At 56.0% G+C, this 22822-nt stretch carries 20 protein-coding genes and 1 tRNA gene; 5 read left to right on the top strand and 16 right to left on the bottom strand.

The window, feature by feature from the left end:
* Positions 1-30: 30 nt before the first annotated feature.
* The 14 genes from csx15 to BUB44_RS10570 form a co-directional block, all read right to left on the bottom strand.
* The gene (gene csx15, locus BUB44_RS10635; protein ID WP_073166112.1) at positions 31-411 is read right to left on the bottom strand and encodes a CRISPR-associated protein Csx15; all 381 of its coding nucleotides are present in this window, start codon (positions 409-411) and stop codon (positions 31-33) included.
* The gene (locus tag BUB44_RS10630; protein ID WP_027357202.1) at positions 408-1307 is read right to left on the bottom strand and encodes a CRISPR-associated protein Csx14; all 900 of its coding nucleotides are present in this window, start codon (positions 1305-1307) and stop codon (positions 408-410) included. Before BUB44_RS10630 ends, csx15 begins: the two co-directional genes overlap by 4 nt.
* A 362-nt stretch (positions 1308-1669) precedes the next feature.
* Complete coding sequence (lipS2, locus tag BUB44_RS10625) at positions 1670-2629, bottom strand: LipS2 family lipoyl synthase (RefSeq protein ID WP_073166109.1); 960 nt, start codon at positions 2627-2629, stop codon at positions 1670-1672.
* A gap of 44 nt (positions 2630-2673) precedes the next feature.
* A complete protein-coding gene (gene lipS1, locus BUB44_RS15420) occupies positions 2674-3564 on the bottom strand; it encodes a LipS1 family lipoyl synthase (protein WP_083543202.1) in 891 nt (296 codons plus the stop codon).
* A 21-nt stretch (positions 3565-3585) separates the two neighbouring features.
* On the bottom strand, positions 3586-3969 hold the full coding sequence (gcvH, locus tag BUB44_RS10615) for a glycine cleavage system protein GcvH (protein ID WP_027357199.1): 384 nt from the start codon (positions 3967-3969) through the stop codon (positions 3586-3588).
* 14 nt (positions 3970-3983) lie between these two features.
* On the bottom strand, positions 3984-4430 hold the full coding sequence (locus tag BUB44_RS10610) for an OsmC family protein (protein ID WP_027357198.1): 447 nt from the start codon (positions 4428-4430) through the stop codon (positions 3984-3986).
* A gap of 52 nt (positions 4431-4482) precedes the next feature.
* Positions 4483-6117, bottom strand: coding sequence for a sodium:solute symporter family protein (locus tag BUB44_RS10605; protein ID WP_027357197.1), 1635 nt, complete (start codon positions 6115-6117; stop codon positions 4483-4485).
* 253 nt (positions 6118-6370) lie between these two features.
* Positions 6371-7750, bottom strand: a complete 1380-nt coding sequence (gene lpdA / locus BUB44_RS10600; protein ID WP_073166156.1) for a dihydrolipoyl dehydrogenase — start codon at positions 7748-7750, stop codon at positions 6371-6373.
* Positions 7751-7906: 156 nt separating this feature from the next.
* On the bottom strand, positions 7907-10006 hold the full coding sequence (locus tag BUB44_RS10595) for a sigma-54-dependent Fis family transcriptional regulator (protein ID WP_073166107.1): 2100 nt from the start codon (positions 10004-10006) through the stop codon (positions 7907-7909).
* 114 nt (positions 10007-10120) lie between these two features.
* Positions 10121-12604, bottom strand: coding sequence for a leucine--tRNA ligase (gene leuS, locus BUB44_RS10590; RefSeq protein ID WP_073166104.1), 2484 nt, complete (start codon positions 12602-12604; stop codon positions 10121-10123).
* Between the two features lie 422 nt (positions 12605-13026).
* Positions 13027-14691 (bottom strand): AMP-binding protein, encoded by a 1665-nt coding sequence (locus tag BUB44_RS10585; protein ID WP_073166103.1) that lies wholly within the window; start codon positions 14689-14691, stop codon positions 13027-13029.
* 171 nt (positions 14692-14862) lie between these two features.
* A tRNA-Ala gene (locus BUB44_RS10580) sits at positions 14863-14937 on the bottom strand.
* 247 nt (positions 14938-15184) lie between these two features.
* The gene (rsfS, locus tag BUB44_RS10575; RefSeq protein ID WP_027357192.1) at positions 15185-15541 is read right to left on the bottom strand and encodes a ribosome silencing factor; all 357 of its coding nucleotides are present in this window, start codon (positions 15539-15541) and stop codon (positions 15185-15187) included.
* A gap of 171 nt (positions 15542-15712) precedes the next feature.
* Complete coding sequence (locus BUB44_RS10570; RefSeq protein WP_027357191.1) at positions 15713-15970, bottom strand: RNA recognition motif domain-containing protein; 258 nt, start codon at positions 15968-15970, stop codon at positions 15713-15715.
* Between the two features lie 383 nt (positions 15971-16353).
* Here BUB44_RS10570 and BUB44_RS10565 point away from each other — a divergent pair, with 383 nt between their 5' ends.
* From BUB44_RS10565 to BUB44_RS10555, 3 genes are all read left to right on the top strand, one after another.
* Positions 16354-16992 carry a succinate dehydrogenase/fumarate reductase transmembrane subunit gene (locus BUB44_RS10565; RefSeq protein ID WP_073166100.1) on the top strand — a complete coding sequence of 213 codons (639 nt, stop codon included), beginning with the start codon at positions 16354-16356 and terminating at the stop codon, positions 16990-16992.
* Entirely contained in the window at positions 16989-18839 is a 1851-nt protein-coding gene (locus BUB44_RS10560; RefSeq protein WP_073166098.1) for a fumarate reductase flavoprotein subunit, read from the top strand. Before BUB44_RS10565 ends, BUB44_RS10560 begins: the two co-directional genes overlap by 4 nt.
* A 282-nt stretch (positions 18840-19121) precedes the next feature.
* On the top strand, positions 19122-19871 hold the full coding sequence (locus BUB44_RS10555; protein WP_073166096.1) for a fumarate reductase iron-sulfur subunit: 750 nt from the start codon (positions 19122-19124) through the stop codon (positions 19869-19871).
* A 243-nt stretch (positions 19872-20114) separates the two neighbouring features.
* Here the strand turns inward: BUB44_RS10555 and BUB44_RS10550 are convergent, their stop codons facing one another.
* Together BUB44_RS10550 and BUB44_RS10545 are read right to left on the bottom strand one after the other, a co-directional pair.
* Positions 20115-20906 carry a DUF4367 domain-containing protein gene (locus BUB44_RS10550; protein WP_073166095.1) on the bottom strand — a complete coding sequence of 264 codons (792 nt, stop codon included), beginning with the start codon at positions 20904-20906 and terminating at the stop codon, positions 20115-20117.
* A 2-nt stretch (positions 20907-20908) separates the two neighbouring features.
* Positions 20909-21496 carry an RNA polymerase sigma factor gene (locus BUB44_RS10545; protein ID WP_073166092.1) on the bottom strand — a complete coding sequence of 196 codons (588 nt, stop codon included), beginning with the start codon at positions 21494-21496 and terminating at the stop codon, positions 20909-20911.
* 504 nt (positions 21497-22000) lie between these two features.
* Between BUB44_RS10545 and BUB44_RS10540 the strand changes: the two genes are divergently transcribed.
* Positions 22001-22528 carry a hypothetical protein gene (locus BUB44_RS10540; protein ID WP_073166090.1) on the top strand — a complete coding sequence of 176 codons (528 nt, stop codon included), beginning with the start codon at positions 22001-22003 and terminating at the stop codon, positions 22526-22528.
* Positions 22529-22588: 60 nt separating this feature from the next.
* Positions 22589-22822, top strand: a 234-nt coding sequence (gene tnpA, locus BUB44_RS10535) for an IS66 family insertion sequence element accessory protein TnpA (protein WP_073166087.1), incomplete at its 3' end; no start/stop codon positions are given.

The following is a 22822-nucleotide window of genomic DNA, read 5'->3' as shown; positions in this document are numbered from 1 at the left end:
ACCTCCGTCTGCTAATCATAATCTCTCCTTTCACCGCTTCCCCCGGGCCCGCTCGCGGATGGCCTGGAGGTTTAATATCTCCGCGACGGTAAATCGCGGCACCAGGCCGTCATTATCGGGACGCAGGCGCAGAACGGGTGGGAAATAGCCCATCCGCCCGTGCACGATGGCCAGAACCACGGCTGCACTGCAGTTCAGGGAGGGCAGGTTGAGCAGCAGCGGTTCGGTCTGCCAATCCCGGGAGCTTAACCCCAGTTCGTCCAGCCGGGAAGCAATCTGCGGTTCCAGAGGGCTCTGCAGGTCCACCTGGCTGGGTACTTCAATCACCTCTGAAACCGGACACCCGGTCAGGTTTTCAATTTCCCGCAAATTCTGCTCCGTCAAAGGATGAGAAAAATTAATTATCCTCACTTACTCTCACTTCCCTCCACCAGGGCAAAATATGGCGCAAACTCGGCGATCAGTTTGCTGCGGTCCACGTTACCGTCAGGGTAACCCAGCCAGTCCCGCAGTTTTTCGTAAACTCCCCGCAGCTGGTTGGCCACCGTCTGCTCCTGCTTGAAGAGGGCGGCGGCAATGGCGGCATTGTCCAGGCCCCGGCAGGCCAGGCGGACCACCTCCCTTTCGGCACGGGTCAGCCAGCGCTCAATGAATTCCCGCTGCCTTTTGATCCGGTTGGCCCGGCTGAGTTTCTCGTACCAGGCCACCACTTCGGCAGGGTCATTCATTTCGGCCACGGTCTGCATCAGCACCCCGGCTTCACTCCAGCGGAGAACCGGCACGGATACCAGCCAGGCCTTATCTTCGGGGGAGAGATGCAGCCGGCGCTCGGAACCGGGCTGCCAGCCTTCCGTGATCAGGTGCCAGACCCGATCCTCCGGCCCGAAAAGGAGCTGGGCCACCACCATGCCCAGGATGCCCATAACCTTGCGCCCGCCGGATATGCAGAGGTGGACAACCCCCGCCTGGCGGGCGCGGCGGATTTCCCCGTACAGGGTGCGCAGGAGAGCCCGCAGGTCCTCATCGGTACAGAAATCCCCCACGGGCCCGTCCGCAGAAGAAACGGGAACGGCCCGCAGCCGTATACCCGGATAGGACGCTTTCCGAAACTCTTCCCCGATAACTTCCAGGGCTTCCCGCACCCTGGCGGTTTCCGTGTAGATTACCACCACTTCAACAATGGCCTCTCCACCTGACAGCAGGTGATCCAGCGTGATGGTCACCACCTGGGGTTCCACGCCCAGGGTGGCTACCAGTATACCGTTACGGCGGCTGCCTTTGTCGGGGGAGAGGGGAGAATAGCTCATCCGAACCACCTTTCGCCGCGCAGGCCGGCTCCGGCTGCCGGAACATTCCGGGAACTCACCCCTGATCCCGGCTAAGGGCAGGCTGCCTGCGGGGTGACGGCATTTACCTGCAGGAATACCCGCCCCCTTCTCTTACCTTAACCGCCGGCGGCCGGTGCAGCCAGAGCCGTACCTACCAATAAAAATAGTAACTTTATACCATAATCTCAAGTTGCCTGGTTCGCTTTACCAGTCTATAGCAGTTATTCGACATGCATGCGCACACTCCTGCCAGAAACAGGACGAATCTACCATCAGATCACTTGCTTTGGCACAATTCTCCATCATCCACAGATAAAAAAGCAGCGGTGTAACCGCTGCGTTTATTTTCCCCCTTCCAGCACCAGCTTTACCGCCTCCCCGGCTTCCCGGGGGTTGAGGGGACGGGGATAGTTGTAGGGGGTTTTTCCGGGCCGCTCGTTGTAGTAGGGCCGGTTGCAGTCCGGGCAGCCCGTGGTGCGGAAAGCTTCGCCGTCCGCCAGGTATAGGGCCAGTTCCTCCCGGGGAATGCCCCAGTCCACGAGCCTGCCGCCTTCAAATTTTATCCCGCCCGGCCGCACCAGGCCCCGCTTCAAAAGGTAATGGGCTGCCTGGATCCGCCGGTAGGTCCTCAGGTCGGGAGGCCGGTGATGCTCCAGCCTGGTGCCCGGCAGCGGGGTGAAAGCAAAGAGGGCCACCCCCACCCCGCAGGACAGCAGTTCCCCCATCAACCGGATGGCCTCTTCCTCGCTTTCGCCCAGGCCGATGATCAGGTGTGTGCCCACCCGGCCCGGAAACTGCGCCGCCGCTTCCTGCAGCAGGCGAAGGTGCCGCTCCCAGCTGCCGCCTTTCAGCTCCCGGTAGAGCTGCGGGGTGGCCGCATCCAGGGGCAGGCCCACCACATCCACCCCCTCCTCCAGCAGCTCCCCTACCTCCTCCACCGTTTGCAGCCCGACGGAAACGCACAAAGGGATGTCCACCTCCCGGCGCACCGCGGCAACGGCCTGCCGGACCCGCTGGAAGTAGCCTGCCGAGTGCACCACCTGAAAGCAAACCCGGCGAATCCGCCCGGCACGGCAGGCATCAACAAGGCGGGGCAGGACCTCTGCAACAGCAAAAGGAGGCCAGATCACCCGGGACAGGCGGTGGGCCCGCCCCCGGCTGGAGCGGGCCTGGGCACAGAAGGCGCAGTCCCGGGCGCAGTGTTCTCCGGTCATCAGGTAAGCGGTGGTCGGCACCTCGTCCAGCCGCACGGGGAGAAGGCCCAGCACCGCCGCCGTCCCTTCGGAAACATACCAGTGCAAATCTTACCACCCCAATCAAAGAAGGGGCCGGAAGGCCCCGGTGATTACAGCACGCAGCATTCCCGGCGCCAGGCCACCTCCAGTCCCAGCTCCCGGGCCAGTTCCCGGGCCGGCGGGGCGGGCAGCACCAGCCGGTTCACCCCCGCCCGCACCGCCAGGGCGTCCAGCCGGGCCCGGTAGCTCCCCGCCGGACGCATGCACCCCAGGTAGATGGGCAGCCGGGGGAGCATGAGCCGGGCAGTGGCCAGAAGGCGCGCCACCTCTTCTACATCAGGAGGGCGGCAACCGCTGTAAGCGGTGCCGGGCACCGGAAAGAACACAATGACCACCAGGGCCTCCGCCCCCAGATCGGCCAGCGCTTCCAGCACCCGGTACTCCCCGCGGAGGCGGCCGCCCTTTAACCCCACCACCAGATGGGGGAAAACCCGGCTGTAACGTCTGAGCTGGCGGTAGACCCGCAGGTAGTCCTGCGGGCCGCAGGAAAGCCCCAGCACCTCGGCAATGGTATCACCATCCAGGATTAAATCAAAGGAAACCGCGCTGGCTACCTGACCGATGAGCCGGGCCGTTTTTTCGTCCACCAGGCCCGGGTGCAGGTTCAGTTTAAAGCTGGCCGCCAGTTCCCGCAACTGGTCCAGGTGGCGCGCCACGGGCACCACCCCTTCAGGGTCGCAGCCGCCCGAAACAAGCAGGCTGGTCCAGGGCAGTTCCTCGCCCCTTTGCCAGCGCTCCATCAGCCGGGGCAGGGGCAGCATCCCCTGGAGAAAATGGCCCCCGCAGTGGGCGCAGTTAAGGGCACAGGAGGTGCCGGTAACGCTAACCGACCGGGTGGCGGTGGGCCGCACGAACTCCACCTGGCGGGCAAAGTTCCGCCACCGCACCCGCCAGGCCTCTTCCAGCAGCCGCTCCAGGGGAAGACCGCTACCCCCGCTCACAGGACATCACTCCGACTCCTCTTATTCTTCCTGCACTATTGTTGCATACTCCGCTGCATTTAGCAACTGTTCAATCTCCGCAGTGCTGGACATTTGAACCAGGATCAACCACCCTTCACCATAGGGATCCAGGTTTACCAGGTCCGGGTGCTCCACCACCTGCTCGTTAACCTCCAGCACCGTCCCGCTCACCGGAGCAATGACATCGGAAACCGATTTTACCGATTCCAGCCGGCCGAATGGCTCCCCGGCAACAATCACATCACCTTTTGACGGCAGATCGGCAAATAAAATGTCGCCCAGCTGTTTTTGAGCATAATCCGTCACACCAATACGGGCTTTTTCACCTTCCACCCTTACCCAGGCGTGCTCCCGGTGATACTTTAATTCCTGCGGATACACCATTGTCAGACCTCCTTTTATTCTTCCCGGGCAGGATATACAAACCTGGTACCGTTTAACTCGAATGCATAAGAAATAGCAGCCGCCTTATTCACCATGTTGGATACGGAGCAATATTTTTCATCGGTAAGCTTCAAAGCGTGGTAGATCTTTTCCGGTGGCAAGTTGGGTCCAGTTAATTTATAAACTATATTGATATTCTCAAAAACTTTGGGGTGATCTTCCGCCCGCTTCCCTTCCACTTCTATGAGCAGGCTGTCAAATTGAACCCGCATCTTTTTTAAAATGTGAGCCAGTTCAATTCCGGAACAACCGCCAAGAGCCATCAGCAGTAACTCCATGGGCCTTACACCCTGATTCATGCCTCCATATATCTGGCTGGCATCCATGGCCACCTGCCGCCCGGCTTCATCAATGCCCACGAATTTCATATTCCCTTCCCATTTCACGATCACTTCTGACATAACCCATGTCTCCTTCCTAAAATTTATTGAAAATTACTTCAACCCCAGGTAATCATGCCGTGGCGGGGTCCGTTTCCATATCGGCCACCATTTCCTCTTTGGGCACCACCACGGACAAAATCAGGAGATAGAGACCTGTTACCACCAGGAAGAGGGCCAGGCCCAATAATCCCTTTTTATGCAGCCAGCCGAAGCTGGTGAGGATCAGGAACAGAACCGCTGCGGTAGCGGTGCCGGAAAACAGGGCCAGGGACCGGCGTACAGCTGCCAGGTTGGGTCCGCCTATACGCCATTTCCCGGCCTGTTCCACCAGAGTTACCACAACCAAACCCAGGATATTGGCCGACATGCCCACAAACACCGGGTGAATGTTCAGGTAGAAATTACTCGGATGCCAGCCGCCCAGGTAATACCAGGCCAGGCCGAATAGGAACCCGCAGAGCATGGCGGTAACCGCAGCCCGCCGTGTAGCCAGGGGCCAGAACAGAGCCGCCACCACCGGGGCAAAGGTGGCCCCGTTGCGCAGGGTCCAGGCCAGCACGTTCCACCAGGCGGCCTGATCGCTGCGCAGAAAGCTGAGCAGGATCATCAATCCGGTTAAAATCACCAGGGAGATCCTGGTATAACGAACTTTTTGTTCGTCGGCTAATCCGGGGTTAACCGCACCCATGAAGTCCCTGCCCAGACTGGTGGAACCGGAGAACTGGCAGGGTGCTCCCCAGCCCAGGGCGCAGGCCCAAACACCGAGGAAGAACAATCCCACCAGGGGGGCGGGAAGCACCTGCGCCAGGTAGAGGGGTACCTGGATCATTCCCCTGGCACCGCCGGGAACTACCGTCGCAGCAGCCAGGCCGAAGAGAACGCCGAAGAAGATGAAGAAAATGTTAGCACCAACAGCCATAAGTAGCCCCCTGCGCCCCTCTTCCACCGTGCGGCAGGACAGGGCCATCTGTAAGGCGGCCTGGGCCAGCAGCACGTTGATGAGAAAGGTGGCGAACCAGGCAATAATTACCTGCAGGCCTACCCCGGCGGGGTCAAACATCTCGGGTCTGCTCGCGGCCAGCTGGGTCAGACCACCAATCCCCGGTTTGATGAAGAAAGCAACGGCGCCTATAATAAACATGAGGGCGAACATAATGGTGTTGGCGGTTTGGGTCATAACCACCGACCACATACCACCAGCCTGAAGGTATATCAGCAGCAACAGGGCGCTGATAATCACGGAAACCGTAATGGGCAGGTTGGTAAAGGCGGAAACCGCGGAGGCAAAGGAAAGGGCGGTTGCCACCGACCACATAGGGAAGGTTAAGGCTGTAATCAGCCCTGCCACTCCCAGAGCAAACCGGCCAAAGTGGTCGCCAATCAGGCCGGAAATGGTAACAACCAATTTCCGGCGAAACATCCCCAGGAGCACAATTGCGATAATGAGCACATGCACCATTTCCGCCACACCATACCACGCGGCGGATACTCCTTTAAGATAAGCCAGTTCCATAACAGCGATAAAGGTAGAACCAGAGAAGAGGCCGGTAATGCACGCAAATACCATCCAGGGCCTGAAGGACCGGCCACCCACCCAGAACCCCTCGGCAGAGGTAGCCCTGCGACGGACAATATTGCCCAGAACTATGAGCACCGCCGTATATAAGACGGCCAGTCCCAGTATCCAGTAGCCATAAGAATTCATACTTTCCCCCCGTTCCTTTCATGATATTTTGCATATCCCCGCGCCGGCGCTATTACGTTTACTTATGGCAGCAAAAAGCGTGCCATATGTCAGCCGGGCGACAAAGGTCAGGTGCAATCTCCGGCCTCACCAATACTGGTTCATTTTCGCACCAATAAAGGCCTGTCCGTTCAGAACAGGCCGGTTCACTGTCGCACCATTCCGGTGCAAAACCAAACCTCACCACGGAAACTGCATTATCCTGCAACCCGGGTCAGGCATGAATGGATAAACCGTGAATTCCTTCCGCCGCTTCCATAATCGTTTCGGCCAGGGTAGGATGGGCATGGATCACCCGGGCCAGCTGCTCAGCCGTCATATTCATTTCCAGAGCTACGGCCGCTTCGGCTACCAGGTCGGAAGCATGGGGACCTACTATGTGTACCCCCAGAAGGAAACCGGTACGGGCGTCAGCCACCATCTTGACAAAACCTTCGGTTTCTCCCATGGCCTGGGCCTTACCGCTGGCCATCATGGGGAATTTGGCTGTTTTCACTTCATAGCCCTGAGCCCGGGCTTGCTCCGTGGTCAGGCCGACCATTCCCACCTCGGGACGGGTGAAGATGCAGGACGGCACCACCCGGTAGTCCATTTCCCTGTCCTGGCCCATGATGTTGTGAACGGCCACCAGCCCCTGGGCCGAAGCCACGTGGGCCAGCTGGATCTTACCGGTGATGTCCCCGACGGCGTAAATGCCCGGCACCGAGGTTTCCATACGTTCATTCACCAGCACCTCACCCTTCTGGCCCAGGGCCACTCCCGCTTCCGCCAGCCCCAGTCCACCGGTATTCAAAACACGGCCCACAGAGATAAGGACCAGATCGGCGGCAATTTCCTCCCCGCCATCCAGTTCGGCCATCACACCGCCGGCTTCCTTGCGGACGGCCTTGATGGTGGTCCCGGTCCTGACGGTAATCCCCTGACGTTTAAAAATTCCCTGCAGGTACCGGGATACTTCCAGATCCGCGCCGGGCAGGATGGAGGGCATCATTTCCACCAGGGTAACCCTGCTGCCCAGGGCGGCCATAATGGAAGCAAACTCGCATCCCACCACACCCCCGCCGACAATAAGCAACCGTTCCGGAACCGAGGTCAGGTTTAAAGCTTCGTCCGAGGTAATCACCTGCCGGCCGTCATACCCCAGGCTCTTGATGAGCGCCGGGCCGGAACCGGTGGCCAGGATAATATTCTCTGCTTCCAGCTCCTGTTCAGCCCCGTCGGAAAGGATTACTTTAACCGTACGCGGCGAGGTCAGCACAGCCGTCCCGCGAACCAGCTCCACCCTGTTCTTCTTAAGCAAAAATTGAATGCCGGAAACAAGCCGCCCGACCACCTGGCGCTTGCGCTCCATCAGGGCGGCCATGTCCACCTCCACCGCTCCGGTGGAGATACCAAATTCGCCCGCCCTCTTAATACCGGCCAGCATATCCGCAGCCGCGGCCAGCACCTTGGTGGGAATGCAGCCACGGTTCAGACAGGTTCCTCCCAGTTCCTCCTTCTCCACCAGCGCCACCCGGGCCCCCAGCTGGGCCGCCCGGATAGCCGCCACATAACCGCCGGGCCCCCCACCGATCACGATAATCCTGTAACGCATACCCTTCACCTCATCTTGTTTATAGTTTGTAACTTTCAAGATTTTTTACGGCATATTTTCCACGCAAACTCCATGCGAAGGCAAAAGAAAAAGCCCCTGCTGGTTTCAGCGGCAAAAATCAACCGGGGATCTTCTTTATTGTGCACATAGAACGGTTTAGTTTTGCACCGCATTGGTGCAGTTCTGTACCACCAGGCCATACTGGCGGGCCTTACGCAGAAGGGTGGAGTGGGAAATTCCCAAAACCTGTCCTGCCCGGCGCAGGCTACGGTATTTTTCAAGGGCCATCCTGATTAATTCTTTTTCCGTAGCCTCCCTGGCCTCCTGCAGGGACACAATCTCCATAATCTGGGGACGCCACCCTTCCCTGCCCAGGGCTTCCATAAGTTCGCCGGGCAGATGGTGGGGCTCAATTACCTCCTCCTCGCACATGATCACCAGGCGCTCAATAAGGTTGATCAGCTCCCTGACGTTCCCCGGCCAGGAGTAGCTCTCCAACAAACGGCAGGTTTCCATACCCAGGCGCTTCCTGGTGCCGTGCCTGGCGTTAAAGCGGTTGAGAAAATGGGTAGCCAGGGGCAGAATATCTTCCCGGCGTTCTTTCAATGGCGGGATGCTGATGGGCACCACATTCAGCCGGTAGTACAGGTCTTCCCGAAACTTTTTCTCGGCAATGAGATGTTTTAAATCCTTGTTGGTAGCAGCAATTATGCGAATATCCAGCTTAATGGGCCTGCGCCCTCCCACCCGGTAAATGACCTGCTCTTGAAGCACCCGCAGCAACTTGACCTGCAGATTCAAGGGCATGTCCCCGATTTCGTCCAGGAACACTGTACCACCGTTGGCAATCTCCAACAGCCCCAGCTTTCCCTCCTTCTGGGCTCCGGTGAAGGCTCCCTTTTCGTAACCGAAAAGCTCGGACTCCAGGAGGGGTTCCGGAATGGCCCCGCAGTTGATTTCGATAAAAGGCTTATCCGCCCTGGGGCTGTAGCGGTGAATGAGCCTGGCCAGCCTCTCCTTACCCACCCCCGAAGGGCCGGTGATGAGCACCGTAGAGTCCACGGTGGCCACCCGCAGGGCCTGTTCCACCACCCGGCGCATCTGGGGACTTTCGGCAATGATTTCCTCGCCGGCCAGCCGCCTGGCCCGCAATTCCTTCAGCTCCGCAGAAGCCCGGGCAGCTTCCTCCTTTAACCGGTTGAGCTCGGTTATATCCCGCAGGTTGATGACAATCCGGTCCACTTCCCCCCTCTCCCCGGCCACCGCGCTACCGGAAAAGATGAGCTCCGCTCCTTCATCCGTGTGCACCGCCATGATATATAGGGACTTGCCGGACATAATCTCATTGTAGATTTTTAAAAGATGTTTATGCCGCCCCAAAGCCAGTTCGGTCACGTTTTTTCCCTGGATTTCCTCCGGTGAATCCATGCCGGTAATCCGGCCGTAGCTGGCGTTAACCCGTTCTACATTCCCCTGCCGATCGATTACCACTATACCGTCATAACAGGACTGGATAACCCCGGCCAGCTCTTTATTCAAATTGCGCACCGAATCCAGCTGACTGGATATGTCTTCCAGATCCGAAATGTCCTGCAAAACCAGCACAAAGCCCTGAGCCTGATCATCCTTTAAAATGGGGCTCTGTCTGATGATCAACGCCTTTTCCCCCACCTTAAAGCGCCCCAAATAGGCATCAACCCCGGGATCCACCCGGCCAAGACCCAGCTGTTCCAGCAAAGGTCCGGCCGGCCGTCCCAGCACCTTGACCGCCGGGATGCCGGTTAACTTTTCTGCGGCTGCGTTGAAGTGACAAACATCACCCCGGGCATCCACGGCAATGATACCATTATGCACCGACTGGAGAATCACCGCCAGCTTATACTCGGTGGCCTCCAGGGCGCTGTGCACTTTATTGATCAGGTCTATGCGGGTCAGGACCCCGGCCAGTCTACCCTGCCGGTTAAGAATGACCAGGCGGTCTATGGGCAGGTTACTTACCTCGTTAAAATGCATATCCTCGTTTATGGTCATGATATCCCGCTCCATTACCTGTTCCACAGGGGTATCAAAGGAAGCCCCCCTCTGCAGGGCCTGGAGAACCTGAAAAACAGTCAGGATACCAATAACCTTACCGTCACCATCAATAACCGGGGCGCAGTTCACCCCCTGCCGCCGGTAAACCTCGCAAGCGTCAGTCAGGGTTTGCCAGGGATAAAGAGTCCGGGGATTTTCCAGCATTACCTGTTTTACCAGCAAGGCAAACTTCCTCCTGTTTTTTGGCGTATCCAGAGATTTCGTTGGTCTGCAACGGGCCGGAAAGGAAGCCGGACTTATATGAAAGACCGCTGGTGAAACGCCAGCGGCCTTTTGTCACTTCACCACGATATTCACCAGTTTCCCCGGCACGGGAATGACCTTCACTATTTGCTTGCCCTCCACCAGTTTCTGCACCCGGGGCTGGGCCAGGACCACCTCTTTCATTTGTTCCGGGGTGATGTCCGCCGGCACCAGCACCCGCTCCCGTACCCGGCCGTTGATCTGGACCACAATGGTAATCTCGTCTTCCACAATGGCTTCGGGGTCGTAAGACGGCCAGGGCTGCCTGTGGATGCTCTCCGTATGGCCGGTAATTTCCCACAACTCCTCGGTTATGTGGGGAGCAAAGGGGGCCAGCAGGATGAGCAGGTGCTCAACGGCCTCCCGCAAAACCGCCGGATCCCGGTCAGTCTCCGGGACTTCCTTATACTGGTAAAGGGCGTTGACCAGCTCCATGATGGCGCTGACGGCAGTGTTGAAGTTAAACCGGTTGCCGACATCCTCGGTGACTTTTTTAATGGTCAGGTGGGTCAGGCGGTGCATCTGGCGGTTCACCCCCACCAGCCTGCCCGCCGGCTTCGGCGGCGCTTCCAGCAGGCCTTCGGCCACGGAGGTGACCAGCCGCCAGACCCGGTTGAGGAACCGGTAGCAGCCCTCCACCCCCTGGTCGCTCCACTCCAGATCCCGCTCGGGAGGCGCGGCGAAGAGGATGAACAGCCGGGCGGTATCGGCACCGTATCTGGCCACAATCTCCTCGGGGCTGACCACGTTCCCCCTGGACTTGGACATCTTGGCCCCGTCTTTCAACACCATGCCCTGGGTTAACAGGTTGGTAAAAGGCTCCTGGATGCTCACCAGGCCCAGGTCATAGAGCACTTTGGTGAAGAAACGGGAATACAGAAGATGTAGAATGGCGTGCTCTACCCCGCCAATGTACTGATCCACGGGCAGCCAGTAGTCCACCCTGGCCCGGTCCCAGGGCTGTTTATCGTCCCGGGGGCTGGTGTAGCGGTAGTAGTACCAGGAAGAACACATGAAGGTGTCCATGGTATCCGTCTCCCGCCGGGCCGGCCCGCCGCACCGGGGGCAGCTGGTGTTGACGAACTCCGGGCAGTCGGCCAGGGGCGACTGCCCGGTGGGCTTGAATTCCACGTCCCGGGGCAGGAGCACGGGCAGGTCCTCCTCCGGCACGGGGACAATACCGCACCGCTCGCAGTAAACAATGGGGATGGGCGCCCCCCAGTAGCGCTGGCGGGAAATCAACCAGTCCCGCAGGCGGTAGTTCACCTGGCCGCGGCCCAGGCCTTTCTCTTCCAGGTAGGCAATAACCGCCCGGATCCCCTCATCTTTGGACAGCCCGTTGAACTGACCCGAGTTCACCATCACCCCGTCGCCGGCATAGGCTTCGGTCATGGCCTGCGGGTCCAGTTCCATCCCGGGCGGCTGGATGACCACCCGGATGGGGAGGTTGTACTTGCGGGCAAATTCAAAGTCCCGCTGGTCGTGGGCGGGCACACCCATAACCGCCCCGGTACCGTATTCCATCAGAACATAATTGGCGACCAGTATGGGTACCCGTTCGCCGTTCAGAGGATTGATGCAGTACGCCCCTGTAAACAGCCCCTCCTTTTCCGCGTCGGTGGCTGTCCGGGCAATTTCGCTCAAATTGCGCACCCGCCGTACAAAATCGCGCACCGCCCCGGCCCCGGGCCTGCCCTCAATGAGCTTTTCCACCAGGGGATGTTCCGGGGCCAGCACCATGTACGTGACTCCAAACACCGTGTCGGGACGGGTGGTAAAGACCACGATTTCTTCATCCATACCGTCCACTGGAAAGCGGATTTCCGCCCCCTCGCTGCGGCCGATCCAGTTTTCCTGCATGATTTTGACCTTTTCCGGCCAGCCCTCCAGCAGCTCCAGGTCCTTGAGCAGACGCTCGGCGTAAGCGGTGATTTTAAAGAACCACTGCTCCAGTTCCCGTTTTTCCACGGGCGTCTTGCAGCGCTCGCAGGCGCCTTCCTTGACCTGCTCGTTGGCCAGCACCGTGGCGCAGGAGGGGCACCAGTTCACCGCCGCCTTCTTCTTATAGGCCAGCCCTTTGTGGTAGAGCTGCAGGAAGAGCCACTGGGTCCATTTATAGTATCCGGGGTGGCAGGTGGCGATCTCCCGGTCCCAGTCGTAACTGATGCCCAGCTGCTTCAACTGGGTACGCATGGCCCTGATGTTATCCATGGTCCAGTCGGCGGGGTGGATGTTGCCGTGCTTGATGGCCGCGTTCTCCGCCGGCAGGCCGAAGGCATCCCACCCCATGGGGTGCAGGACGTGATAACCCTGCATGGTTTTAAAGCGGGCCACCACATCACCGATGGAGTAATTTCTCACGTGGCCCATGTGCAGCTTGCCGGAAGGGTAGGGAAACATCTCCAGGCAGTAATATTTCGGGCGCTCCGAGAAATCCGCAGTCTTGTATATATTTTCCTCAGCCCAGCGTTTCTGCCATTTGGCTTCAATTTCCCTGAAATCGTAGCGTTCCTTCACCTGAGCATCCTCCTTGCGTATGCCTGAACCACCAATCCTCTATTTCAACGGCATTTCATCATAAGTGTCATTTTATCACAAATGTCATGCCCGGGACAAGAATGAGTTATCCTGAGAGATCCCCAGTTTTGAACCCTGTTTTGGCTCGGTAGCGAGCGACTTGAGCCGAGCGGTTAGCCAAACTTGGCGAGGCGAAAAGCGAAGGCAGGCCCGAGGGCATGGATGCCCGAGGCCGGCAACTGAGGTAGGATGCCGAATTTGCCGGGAAGCCTGCCGGAGCTTTGAGCTGAGCACCAGTTTGGCCCGCGAGGCTCACTGGAGCGAGCGGGAGCCAAAACAGGGCAGTTCACCCCGGTGAAAAGAGAAAAACGGGGTGGTGGACAACCAGTGGTCTTCACCACCCCGGGGGCAACAGGCTACTTTCAGGCTGTTACTACCCGGGCCGCCCGGTACAGGTTAAGCTCCCGGATGGCCTGCTCCCGCAGCTTGAACTTCTGCACCTTCCCGTTGGCCGTGGTGGGGTAGCTGGACACAAACTGAATATACTGCGGTATTTTATAGCGGGCAATCTTGCCCTTGCAGAACTCCCTGATCTCCTCGGCCGTGGCGGTACAGCCATCCTTGAGCTGGATAAAGGCCATAACCTCTTCACCGTATTTTTCACTGGGCACTCCCACCACCTGTACGTCCTTAATTTTGGGGTGGGTGTGCAGGAACTCTTCAATTTCCCGGGGATAGATGTTTTCCCCGCCCCGGATGATCATATCCTTAATCCGTCCCGTAATACGGACGTATCCCTGTTCATCCATTATCCCCAGGTCGCCGGTGTGCAGCCAGCCCTCCGCGTCGATGGTGCTGGCCGTAGCCTCGGGCATTTTATAGTAACCCTTCATCACGTTGTAACCCCGGGCGCAAATCTCACCCTGGTAGCCCCGGGGCACCTCTTCCCCGGTGGCCGGATCCACCACCTTGACCTCCACCCCCGGCAGGGGCCGGCCCACGGTGGACACCCGGATTTCCAGGGGGTCACCGGTCCTGGTCATGGTAATTCCCGGCGAGGCCTCGGTCTGGCCGTAGGTGATGACTATCTCCCGCATCCCCATGCGGTTTACCACCGCCTTCATGACTTCCATGGGACAGGGAGCCCCGGCCATGATGCCCGTGCGCAGGGAAGAGGTGTCAAAATGCTGTTTGTCCAGCACTTCCAGTTCGGTGATGAACATGGTGGGCACGCCGTGCAGGGCGGTGCACCTTTCCTTTTCCACCGTCTCCAGGACCCGCACCGGATTGAAGGTCTCCAGGGGTACCATGGTGGCTCCCGCCACCACGCAGGTCAGGGTCCCCAGCACACAGCCAAAGCAGTGGAAGAAGGGTACCGTAATGCACAGGCGGTCCCGGGAGCTGAAATTAAGGCACTCGGCCACACTCCTGGCGTTCATGACCAGATTCCTGTGGGTCAGCATAACACCCTTGGGAAAACCGGTGGTCCCGGAGGTATACTGCATGTTGATTACATCATCGGGATCCAGGGAAGCCTGCCGGGCCGCCAGCTCCTTTTCGGAAATGGCCCCCGCCATCCCCAGCACCTGTTCCCAGGTGTACATACCGGGATGTTCTTCATCTCCTATCAAAACCACATTGCGCAGCATGGGGAACTTTTTCGCATTCAGCCGGCCGGGCAGGCAATGACCCAGTTCCGGACACAGTTCATAAAGCATTTCTACGTAACTGGATTCCTTCGTGCCGCTTATAAGCAGGAGGGTGGTGGCATCGGACTGCCGCAGCAGGTACTCCAGTTCCCTGGTTTTATAGTTGGTATTAACCGTCACCAGCACGGCACCGATCTTGGCCGAGGCAAATTGCAGCAATACCCACTCGGGTATGTTGGTAGCCCACAGGGCGATGTGCTCGCCCCGCTTTATACCCAGGGCCATCAACCCCCTGGCCACAAGGTTGCATAATTCTTGAAATTGCCTGTATGTATAGCGCAACCCCCGGTCCGCGTAAACCAGGGCCTCATTATCGGGGTAAAGGGCAGCTGTCCTGTCGAGCAGTTCCCCCATGGTAAGCTGGTCAAAGCGGTCCATCCCACCGACCTCCTAAATATATTTTAAAACTTTAAAATATTAACTTAATAAAGGAATAAAGTTACAGTAAACGACCGTTCTGGCCCGCTTTCCACGATGTATGTAAAACTAAAACCTCCCGCCCCTCTTAGGGACGGGAGGTTTTCCCGCGGTACCACCCTACTTGGCAAATGGTGGAGCTGGCGGGAATCGAACCCGCGGCCTCTTCCATGCCAAGGAAGCGCGCTCCCTCTGCGCCACAGCCCCATATTTACCCTCTTCATGTGCTCTAACGGTCACACACCGGCCCGAAGTACTTTTACTTTCCCCCGGGCAACTCCGGGGCGAGTTCAGCAACCCGGTTCACCGCCTCGCACCCACCGGCGGCTCTCTGTGGACACCGCAAGCTGCTTACTGCTCCCCATCACCGTCATTAAATTTTATACTTTGCTGCAGACATCTACAATTGTACGACATGCCCGCCCGTTTGTCAACAGCCTGAAAGTAAAATTTTTTACAGGTTCACGGACATGGCCACTACCCGGGCATCTCCCCACAGACGTTCCAGGTTATAAAATTGCCGTTCAGACTCCAGGAAGACATGAACCACCACGTCACCGTAATCCAGCAGTACCCAGCGCCCCTCCCGCATACCTTCCTGCCGGGGAACAAGACCGGCCCTCTCCTGTACCACCCTGATAATTTCCTCTGCAATGGCCTGGACCTGGGTTGTAGAGCGCCCGCTTAAGATAACAAAGTAATCGGCGATAATGGATATCCTGCTGATATCCAGTACGGTGATGTCGTAAGCTTTTTTATCTTCCGCCGCCTCAACGACAACCTTAACCAGCGCCTGCGGATCAATGGTCAAAAGGCATGCCTCCTTAAATTTTTTTATATATTATTTTATTTGCGCCAGGATTCATCTGGTTAGGATATATAGTATTCTAACTGGAAGAGAAAATTCCTGCTTGAAATAAGAGATAATTTTGCCGGTAAAAAGAAAACCTCCCGGTCCGGAGGATCCGGGGGGTTCTCTTTTTCAGGAACGTTCTTCCCTGGGCCTGGCTTCATTAACTGTAATTACCCGCCCATTGAACTCCGTTCCGTTCAAAGCAGCTATGATGGCCTCGGCATCCTCATCAGCCACCTCAACAAAACCAAATCCTCTTGAGCGCCCGGTCTGACGGTCTGTAATTACCCGGGCACTGATAATTTCTCCATAGCGGGAAAAGGCCTCCTCCAGATCCTCAGCCCTGGTCGCCCAGGGTAAATTTCCCACATACAGCGTGCGAACCATCTTTTCACCTCTTTCCTGCGCCTGTCCGGGAATGCACACATATTATTTGCTAAAGGTATGCGCCTCATACTGCCCGCGGGCTTAAAAACCCTGCCATTCTTACCAGTGCCTGCCTGAAAAAACGGAAAGCCCCCTGGCAAAAGTTACCTCAAGTTTTATAACATTATAACCATTTCTAATTTTAAGAATTCATATTTTTAGAAGCTAGCAGGGCTTATAAATTTTATAAGTCTTAATTATACCTGAATGGTCCAGTTTATCTGGCTCCCGGTGCCCCGACCCTCACCCGCAAACTTTGAAAGCTTGGCACGAAAATTGCGAAAATACTGCAGGTGCCGCGGCAAAAAATATCACCAAACGTCATCACCGGAAAGGAGGGTTCCATGAATACGCAGGAAAAACTGCTCACACGCAATCCCCGGGCTGATATGCTGGTGGATCTGGTCGAACTGGCCAGTGGCATTCTGCTGGTAGGTTTCCTGTGGACCCACATGCTGTTTGTGGCTGCCATACTGCTCGGGGTCACAACTTTTGACCGTTTGTCCGCATTTCTGGACGAATACTACCTTTCCTACATCGGTATCCCCTTTATTCTCCTGGTAGCCCTGGTGCACATAGTGGTGGCCGGGCGGCGGATCCCCAACAAATGGAAGGAACAGCGCATTATCCTGCGCCACAGTAAAATGCTGGGGCATACCGACACCTGGATATGGGTCTTCCAGACCATTACCGGCATGGCCATCCTGGTACTGGCCGGAATTCACGTCTGGATGGTCCTGACCGGCTGGCCCATCCGGGCCGTTACCAGCGCCGGGCGGATACAATCCTTTCTCTGGTTCTACATCATCCTGCTCCTGGCAGGTGAGTATCACGCCGGCTTCGGCCTCTACCGCCAGTTTGTAAAATGGGGCTGGATTAACCGGCATACCATCGGAGCTGTGCTGAAAACCATCACGGTAATCATTGTGGCCCTGGGAGCAGTCACCCTCTGGGCTTTCATGAGGCTGGGAGGTGCACAATGAGCGTCTACCAAACCCATACCACGGACGTCCTGGTAATTGGTGCCGGCCTGGCCGGAGAGCGCACGGCCATTGAGGCGGCAACTCACGGGCTGGATGTGATCATCCTGAGCCTGGTTCCCCCCAGGCGCTCCCACAGCACCGCAGCCCAGGGTGGAATGCAGGCATCCCTTGGTAACTGCGCCATGGGCTACGGTGACAACCCGGATATCCACTTCGAAGATACAGTGAAGGGCTCCGACTGGGGGTGCGACCAGGATGTGGCCCGCCTCTTCGCCAACACCGCCCCCATTGCTGTACGGCAGATGGCCTACTGGGGGGTTCCCTGGAACCGGGTGGTGGCCGGCAGGAAAAAACTCCCCGACGGCCGGGAAATAGAGGATTTGAAGGAATACGAAGGGCTGATTACGGCCCGGGACTTCGGCGGTACGGCCAAGTGGCGTACCTGCTACACTTCCGATGGCACGGGGCACACCCTGCAGTACACCATGGACAGCATCGTCATTAAGATGGGGATCACCGTCCACGACCGCATGGAAGCCATCGCCCTCATTCACGACGGGGAGAGATGTTACGGGGCGGTGGCCCGCTGCCTGCGCACCGGCCAGCTCCACGCCTACCTGGCCCGGTCCACGGTCATTGCCACGGGCGGCTACGGCCGGCTGTACGGGGTCTCCACCAACGCCGTGATCAACGAGGGCAGCGGCATGTTCCTGGCCCTGGAAACGGGCGTCGTGCCCCTGGGCAATATGGAAGCGGTCCAGTTCCACCCCACGGGAATGGTGCCGGTGGGAATCCTGATCACGGAAGGCGCCCGGGGTGACGGCGGGTACCTGCTGGACAAAAACCTGCACCGCTTCATGCCCGACTACGAGCCGAAGAAAAAGGAACTGGCTTCCCGGGACGTGGTCTCCCGGCGCATGATCCAGCATATCCGCAAGGGCTACGGTGTGGAGAGCAAGTGGGGGCCCCACCTGTGGCTGGACATCCGCCACCTGGGTCGGAAACATATCTACACCAACCTGCGGGAAATTGCCAACATATGCAAGAACTTTGCCGGCATTGACCCGGCCGAAGACCTGATTCCCGTACGTCCCACCCAGCATTACAGCATGGGGGGAGTGAGAACCAATATCGACGGCCATGCTTACGGGTTAAAGGGCCTCTTTGCCGTAGGGGAGGCCGCCTGCTGGGACCTGCACGGCTTCAACCGCCTGGGGGGCAATTCCCTGGCCGAAACCATTGTGGCCGGCATGGTGGTGGGCAAAAAGGTGGCCGAGTATACCCTGGGAGCCACCCTGGACTGCCCCCTCCAGCTGGTGAACGAACACGTCAGGCGCCAGGAAAGCAGGATCAACGACCTCATCTCCGGCCGGCTGGGCAAGGAAAACGTTTACGAGATCCGCAGGGAAATGGAAAACACCCTGATGGAATACGTGGGTATTTTCCGCAACGGTCCCGATTTGCAAAAAGCCGTGGACAAGCTCCAGGAGCTCTACCGGCGCTCCTTGAAGCTGGGGCTGCGGTCCAGCGGGAAGTATGCCAGCCCGGAACTGGCCTCCGCCTTAAGGCTGCCCGGCATGATCCGCCTGGCCCTGTGCATAGCCTACGGCGCTCTAAACCGCACCGAGAGCCGGGGCAGCCACGCCCGGGAAGACTACCCTTACCGGGACGATGTGAACTGGCTCAAGCGCACCCTGGCCTACTGGCCGCCGGGTGCCGAACTGCCGGTGCTGAAATATGAACCGGTTAAGATCACCGAACTCCCGCCGGGGGACCGGGGTTACGGCGAATCATCAGCGGCAAACGCCGCAAAATCCGGCAACCATACCCAGGAGAACAAAAAGTGATTGCCGTTTGCACAAAGTGAGCGACTTGAGCGAGCAGAGGCCAAACTTGGCGAGGGCAAAAGCGGAGGCGGGGTCGAGCGCAGGATGTGCTCGACCGGCCCCCTGAGGCAGGATGCCGAATGGGCCGGGAACCCCGCCGGAGCTTGAAGCCCGAGCGCCAGTTTGGCCTGCGAGGCGAACCGGAGCGAACGTGGGTGCAAACGGCAAGCAGGGCAAGCCAGTTTTAAAGGCAAGCGTTACCCGGGTGAATTTCAGTCCACGCACATGATAAGGAGGAAAATCATGGCTGAACGCCTGCTGACTTTCAGCATCTTCCGCTACAACCCCAACACGCCGGAAATAAAGCCCTACATGCAGGAGTACAAGCTCGAAGAAATGCCGGGCATGACCCTGTTTGTGGCCTTGAATAAAATCCGGGAGGAACAGGACCCCTCCCTGATGTTTGACTTCGTGTGCCGGGCGGCCATCTGCGGCTCCTGCGCCATGCTGGTCAACGGGAAGCCCCGCCTGGCATGCAAGACCCTGACCAAAGACCTGCCGTCCAGGATCACCCTCCTTCCCCTGCCGGTATTCAAGCTGATAGGGGACCTTTCGGTGGACACGGGCACCTGGTTCAGGCACATGTCCCTGAAAACGGAGGCCTGGATCCACACAACCAGGGAGTTCGATCCCCGGGCCCGGGAAGAGCGTATGGACAACGAAACGGCCCTGAAAATTTACGAGGCTGAGCGCTGCATCGAATGCGGGTGCTGCATTGCCGGCTGCGCCACGGCCAACATCCGGGAAGACTTCCTCGGGGCGGCGGGCATAAACCGGGTGGCCCGGTTTATGCTGGACCCCCGGGACGAGCGCAGCCCGCAGGAATACTTTGAAGTGGTGGGCACGGAAGAGGGTGCCTTCGGCTGCGTGGGCCTCATGGCCTGCGAAGATAACTGCCCCATGGGTCTGCCCCTGCAGATGCAGCTGGCCTACGTGCGCCGCAAGATGGCCGCGGCGGGCCTGGCGGCCAGGCCGCAAACCAGGGCCTGTTAGTTTACGAAGCTTTCCTTAAAAACCATGGACAGAGGCGGCCGCATGTAAAAGAGGGGGCCGGTTGTCCAGCCATATGTGGTAAAGGGGAAAAGGAGTCGGTTGTCCCTTTTCCCCTTTATGCCTATTATTATCGAGTAAGAGGCGAGCACAGCCTGACCAATGACGGGGTAACCGAACCCAGCAAGCCCGCGGAGTCTTATTCATCGGCAATTTATATAAAGTAAAGCACCAGCCGTGATTTGTTTAATGCAAAGACTCAACTATTTTTAAGGCTTCTTCTTTGCTAATATTTCCTTCCAGTTGATAAACTATCCCCAGCTTTATCCACCTAATTTTTAGGCTCTTGTCTTTAAATACGATCATCTTGCCGCTGGTATTCCCAATTTTAATATCCTGAACAACAGCATCTTCGATATCGTATCCGTACCCCTGGACATAACCTGCGGGGGTGTTTTTTTCTGTGATCTCGAAATATCTCGAACCGGAAGCAGTATATTTTAACTGAACCTGGGCCGCATTTTTGATCAACTTTTGAAATTTAACTTCGGTAAGTTTAAAGCCACCAGGCATATACTGCGGTGTGACAACAGGGAAAGGTGAAGCTGATTTGGCTTCTTCCAAGGAAACAACCCTCACATTTTCCACAGTAATTTCTCGGAAGCCTTCCGGCGGTGGCGGAACCCGGTCAGATTCATCATGCTTGTATTCCGTCCTGATGTTCATTAATGTGCCGCCAAGAAAGGTTTCCACTGTACGAACTATTTTCTCCCTTATCGCCCTGGCCTGTGTGGGGAAGGAAACGAATAGAGCTCCCGCAAGAAGCAGAACGATTCCCGCCCCTGCGGCAAGCTTAAAGATAGGCAGTCTTTTTCTAACAGCTCTGCAGTTTTTGTTTGTAAGCAATTGACATTTTCCAAGTTTTTTCTCAAATCTCTCCCAAGATTCTTCTAAAGAGGGCGGAGACACCGATTCCACTGCTGCCGTTATAATTTTTTTTAACCTTCTATCCAGATTTCCATCGGAATGCTTGCCCACTCTTATTTCACCCCTTTCGTATCTGTCAACTCGTCTTTAAAGTGGCAACTTTCAACACGCTCCTTATATAATAATTTTTTTAATTCCATTCTAGCCCGAATTAGCCTGGACTTAACCGTGTTTACAGGGATGTTTAAAAAATTGCTTATTTGATCAATGGACATATCCTCATAATATTTTAGGTACAGTACAATCCTGTGATCCGGCTGAAGACCCCTGAGGGCTTTTTGAACAAGCAATCTTTCTTCCTTGTCCAAACAGATTAATTCCGGCGAAATGAACTGTTCACCAGCATAACCAATCTCTGTTTCGGGGATCAGCGTACTTTTAGCGCGGTTGCGGACCATATCCCAGGCCGTGTTTACGGCCATCCGCCGAAGCCAAACCCCTAACTTCGAAGGATCCTGGAGCTGATCAATTTTATGGTGAAGCTTTAAAAATACTTCATGCACCACATCCTCGGCAAGACCAACGTCATTAACGATAAAAAAAGCAGCCTGAAATAAGGGCTTATAAAACATTTCGTAAAGAAATCTCAGAGCCTGAGGATCTTTATTTTTTAATTTTTGCAGGAGTGTTTCCTTCTCCAAATGAAAAACCCTCCCTGAAACTTTTTTGGAGAACAGGGGGGCCTGTTTCTTTTTGCAGCATTCTGTCCCGCTTAGCCTCCCTGAAGCCTTAAACCGTGGCCTTGCATACTGGTCGTTTATCTAGATTTATCCTTTTATTTCCTGGCAAACATTCTGCAGAATATATAAAAATTCCTTCTGTCTAAAAATGTTTTAGGGAAGCTAGTTCTAAAAAATATAACATTTTATTTTTTAGAAATAGGGATCCAAAAGTTCTTTTGATCCGTCATTATAGTGAACAGTAATTTCACAGTTTAAAAGATGAAAAATGCTAAGTAACTAAGAAAATGGAAATTAAAATATAATTAGAAAGGAGGGGTTAAACATGTATAATTAAGAACAAAATACATTACCATTTGTGAGTGAGCATTCTAAGCTTTTAGAAGAGCTAGATGTTAGTAAGTGGTTCTAAGAACAACAATAGATAGAAAATTGTTTAGGAATAAAATGAGAGGAGTGAAAATAATGATTAAAAAAATATTTGTTATGTTCTTTACCTGTTTTAGCTTTTTACTATTTACCTGTGTGGCAAATGCAAGTGTAACACATATGAAAGATAATACTGGAGAGACAAAAACAATAAAGGCAGAGAATGTTCAAATTACAACTGATCAAGAGATTTTATCAGAGCCTTCCAAAATAAACTTTATAAATGAAATTGAAAAAGAAGACCATATTAAACATTTAAAGCAAGGTCATAAAATAATTCAAAGAGGCGTAGCTAAATTTCCATATGTTGAGATAAACGAAAAAACTTACTGGTTAACAGAGCAACAAGTAAAGGATATTCAGTCAGGTAAAAAGGTTAAGGTAGACGATGTAACAATACTCTCCGCTGCAGATGATATCAGATATTTAACATTAAGCTGCAGCATCATCGATGTATATGATCCTAAGGTAAATGACCCTTATCAATGTCATTACCTTTTCATGGGTTATGCAGAATGGCAATACTCTAAATGTAAGCGTCAAATACAACCCACCTTGGCATAATACCCAAGTTTAAGGGATAATCTTCCTCAGATAAAAGCTCGATGAGGAGGATTTTTTCTTATGACCAAAGCCGAACGGGAAGCGCTATGGGAAACCCGAATAGCCGAATACAAGATGAGTGGGCAAAGCGTCAGAGAATGGTGCGCCGCCCATGAAGGCATCAGCCCCAGGCAGTTATGGTACTGGATGCGAAAGTTTAAAGACCGGAACGGAGTTACCCCAGGAAAATCAAATCGGTGGCTGCCGGTGGAAATAAGCAACCAGTCATTTATAGAAGAGGACCATACTTTACTG

The sequence above is a fragment of the Desulfofundulus australicus DSM 11792 genome (assembly GCF_900129285.1).
Taxonomy (GTDB): domain Bacteria; phylum Bacillota; class Desulfotomaculia; order Desulfotomaculales; family Desulfovirgulaceae; genus Desulfofundulus; species Desulfofundulus australicus.
This window is presented reverse-complemented; position numbering and strand designations above follow the sequence as displayed.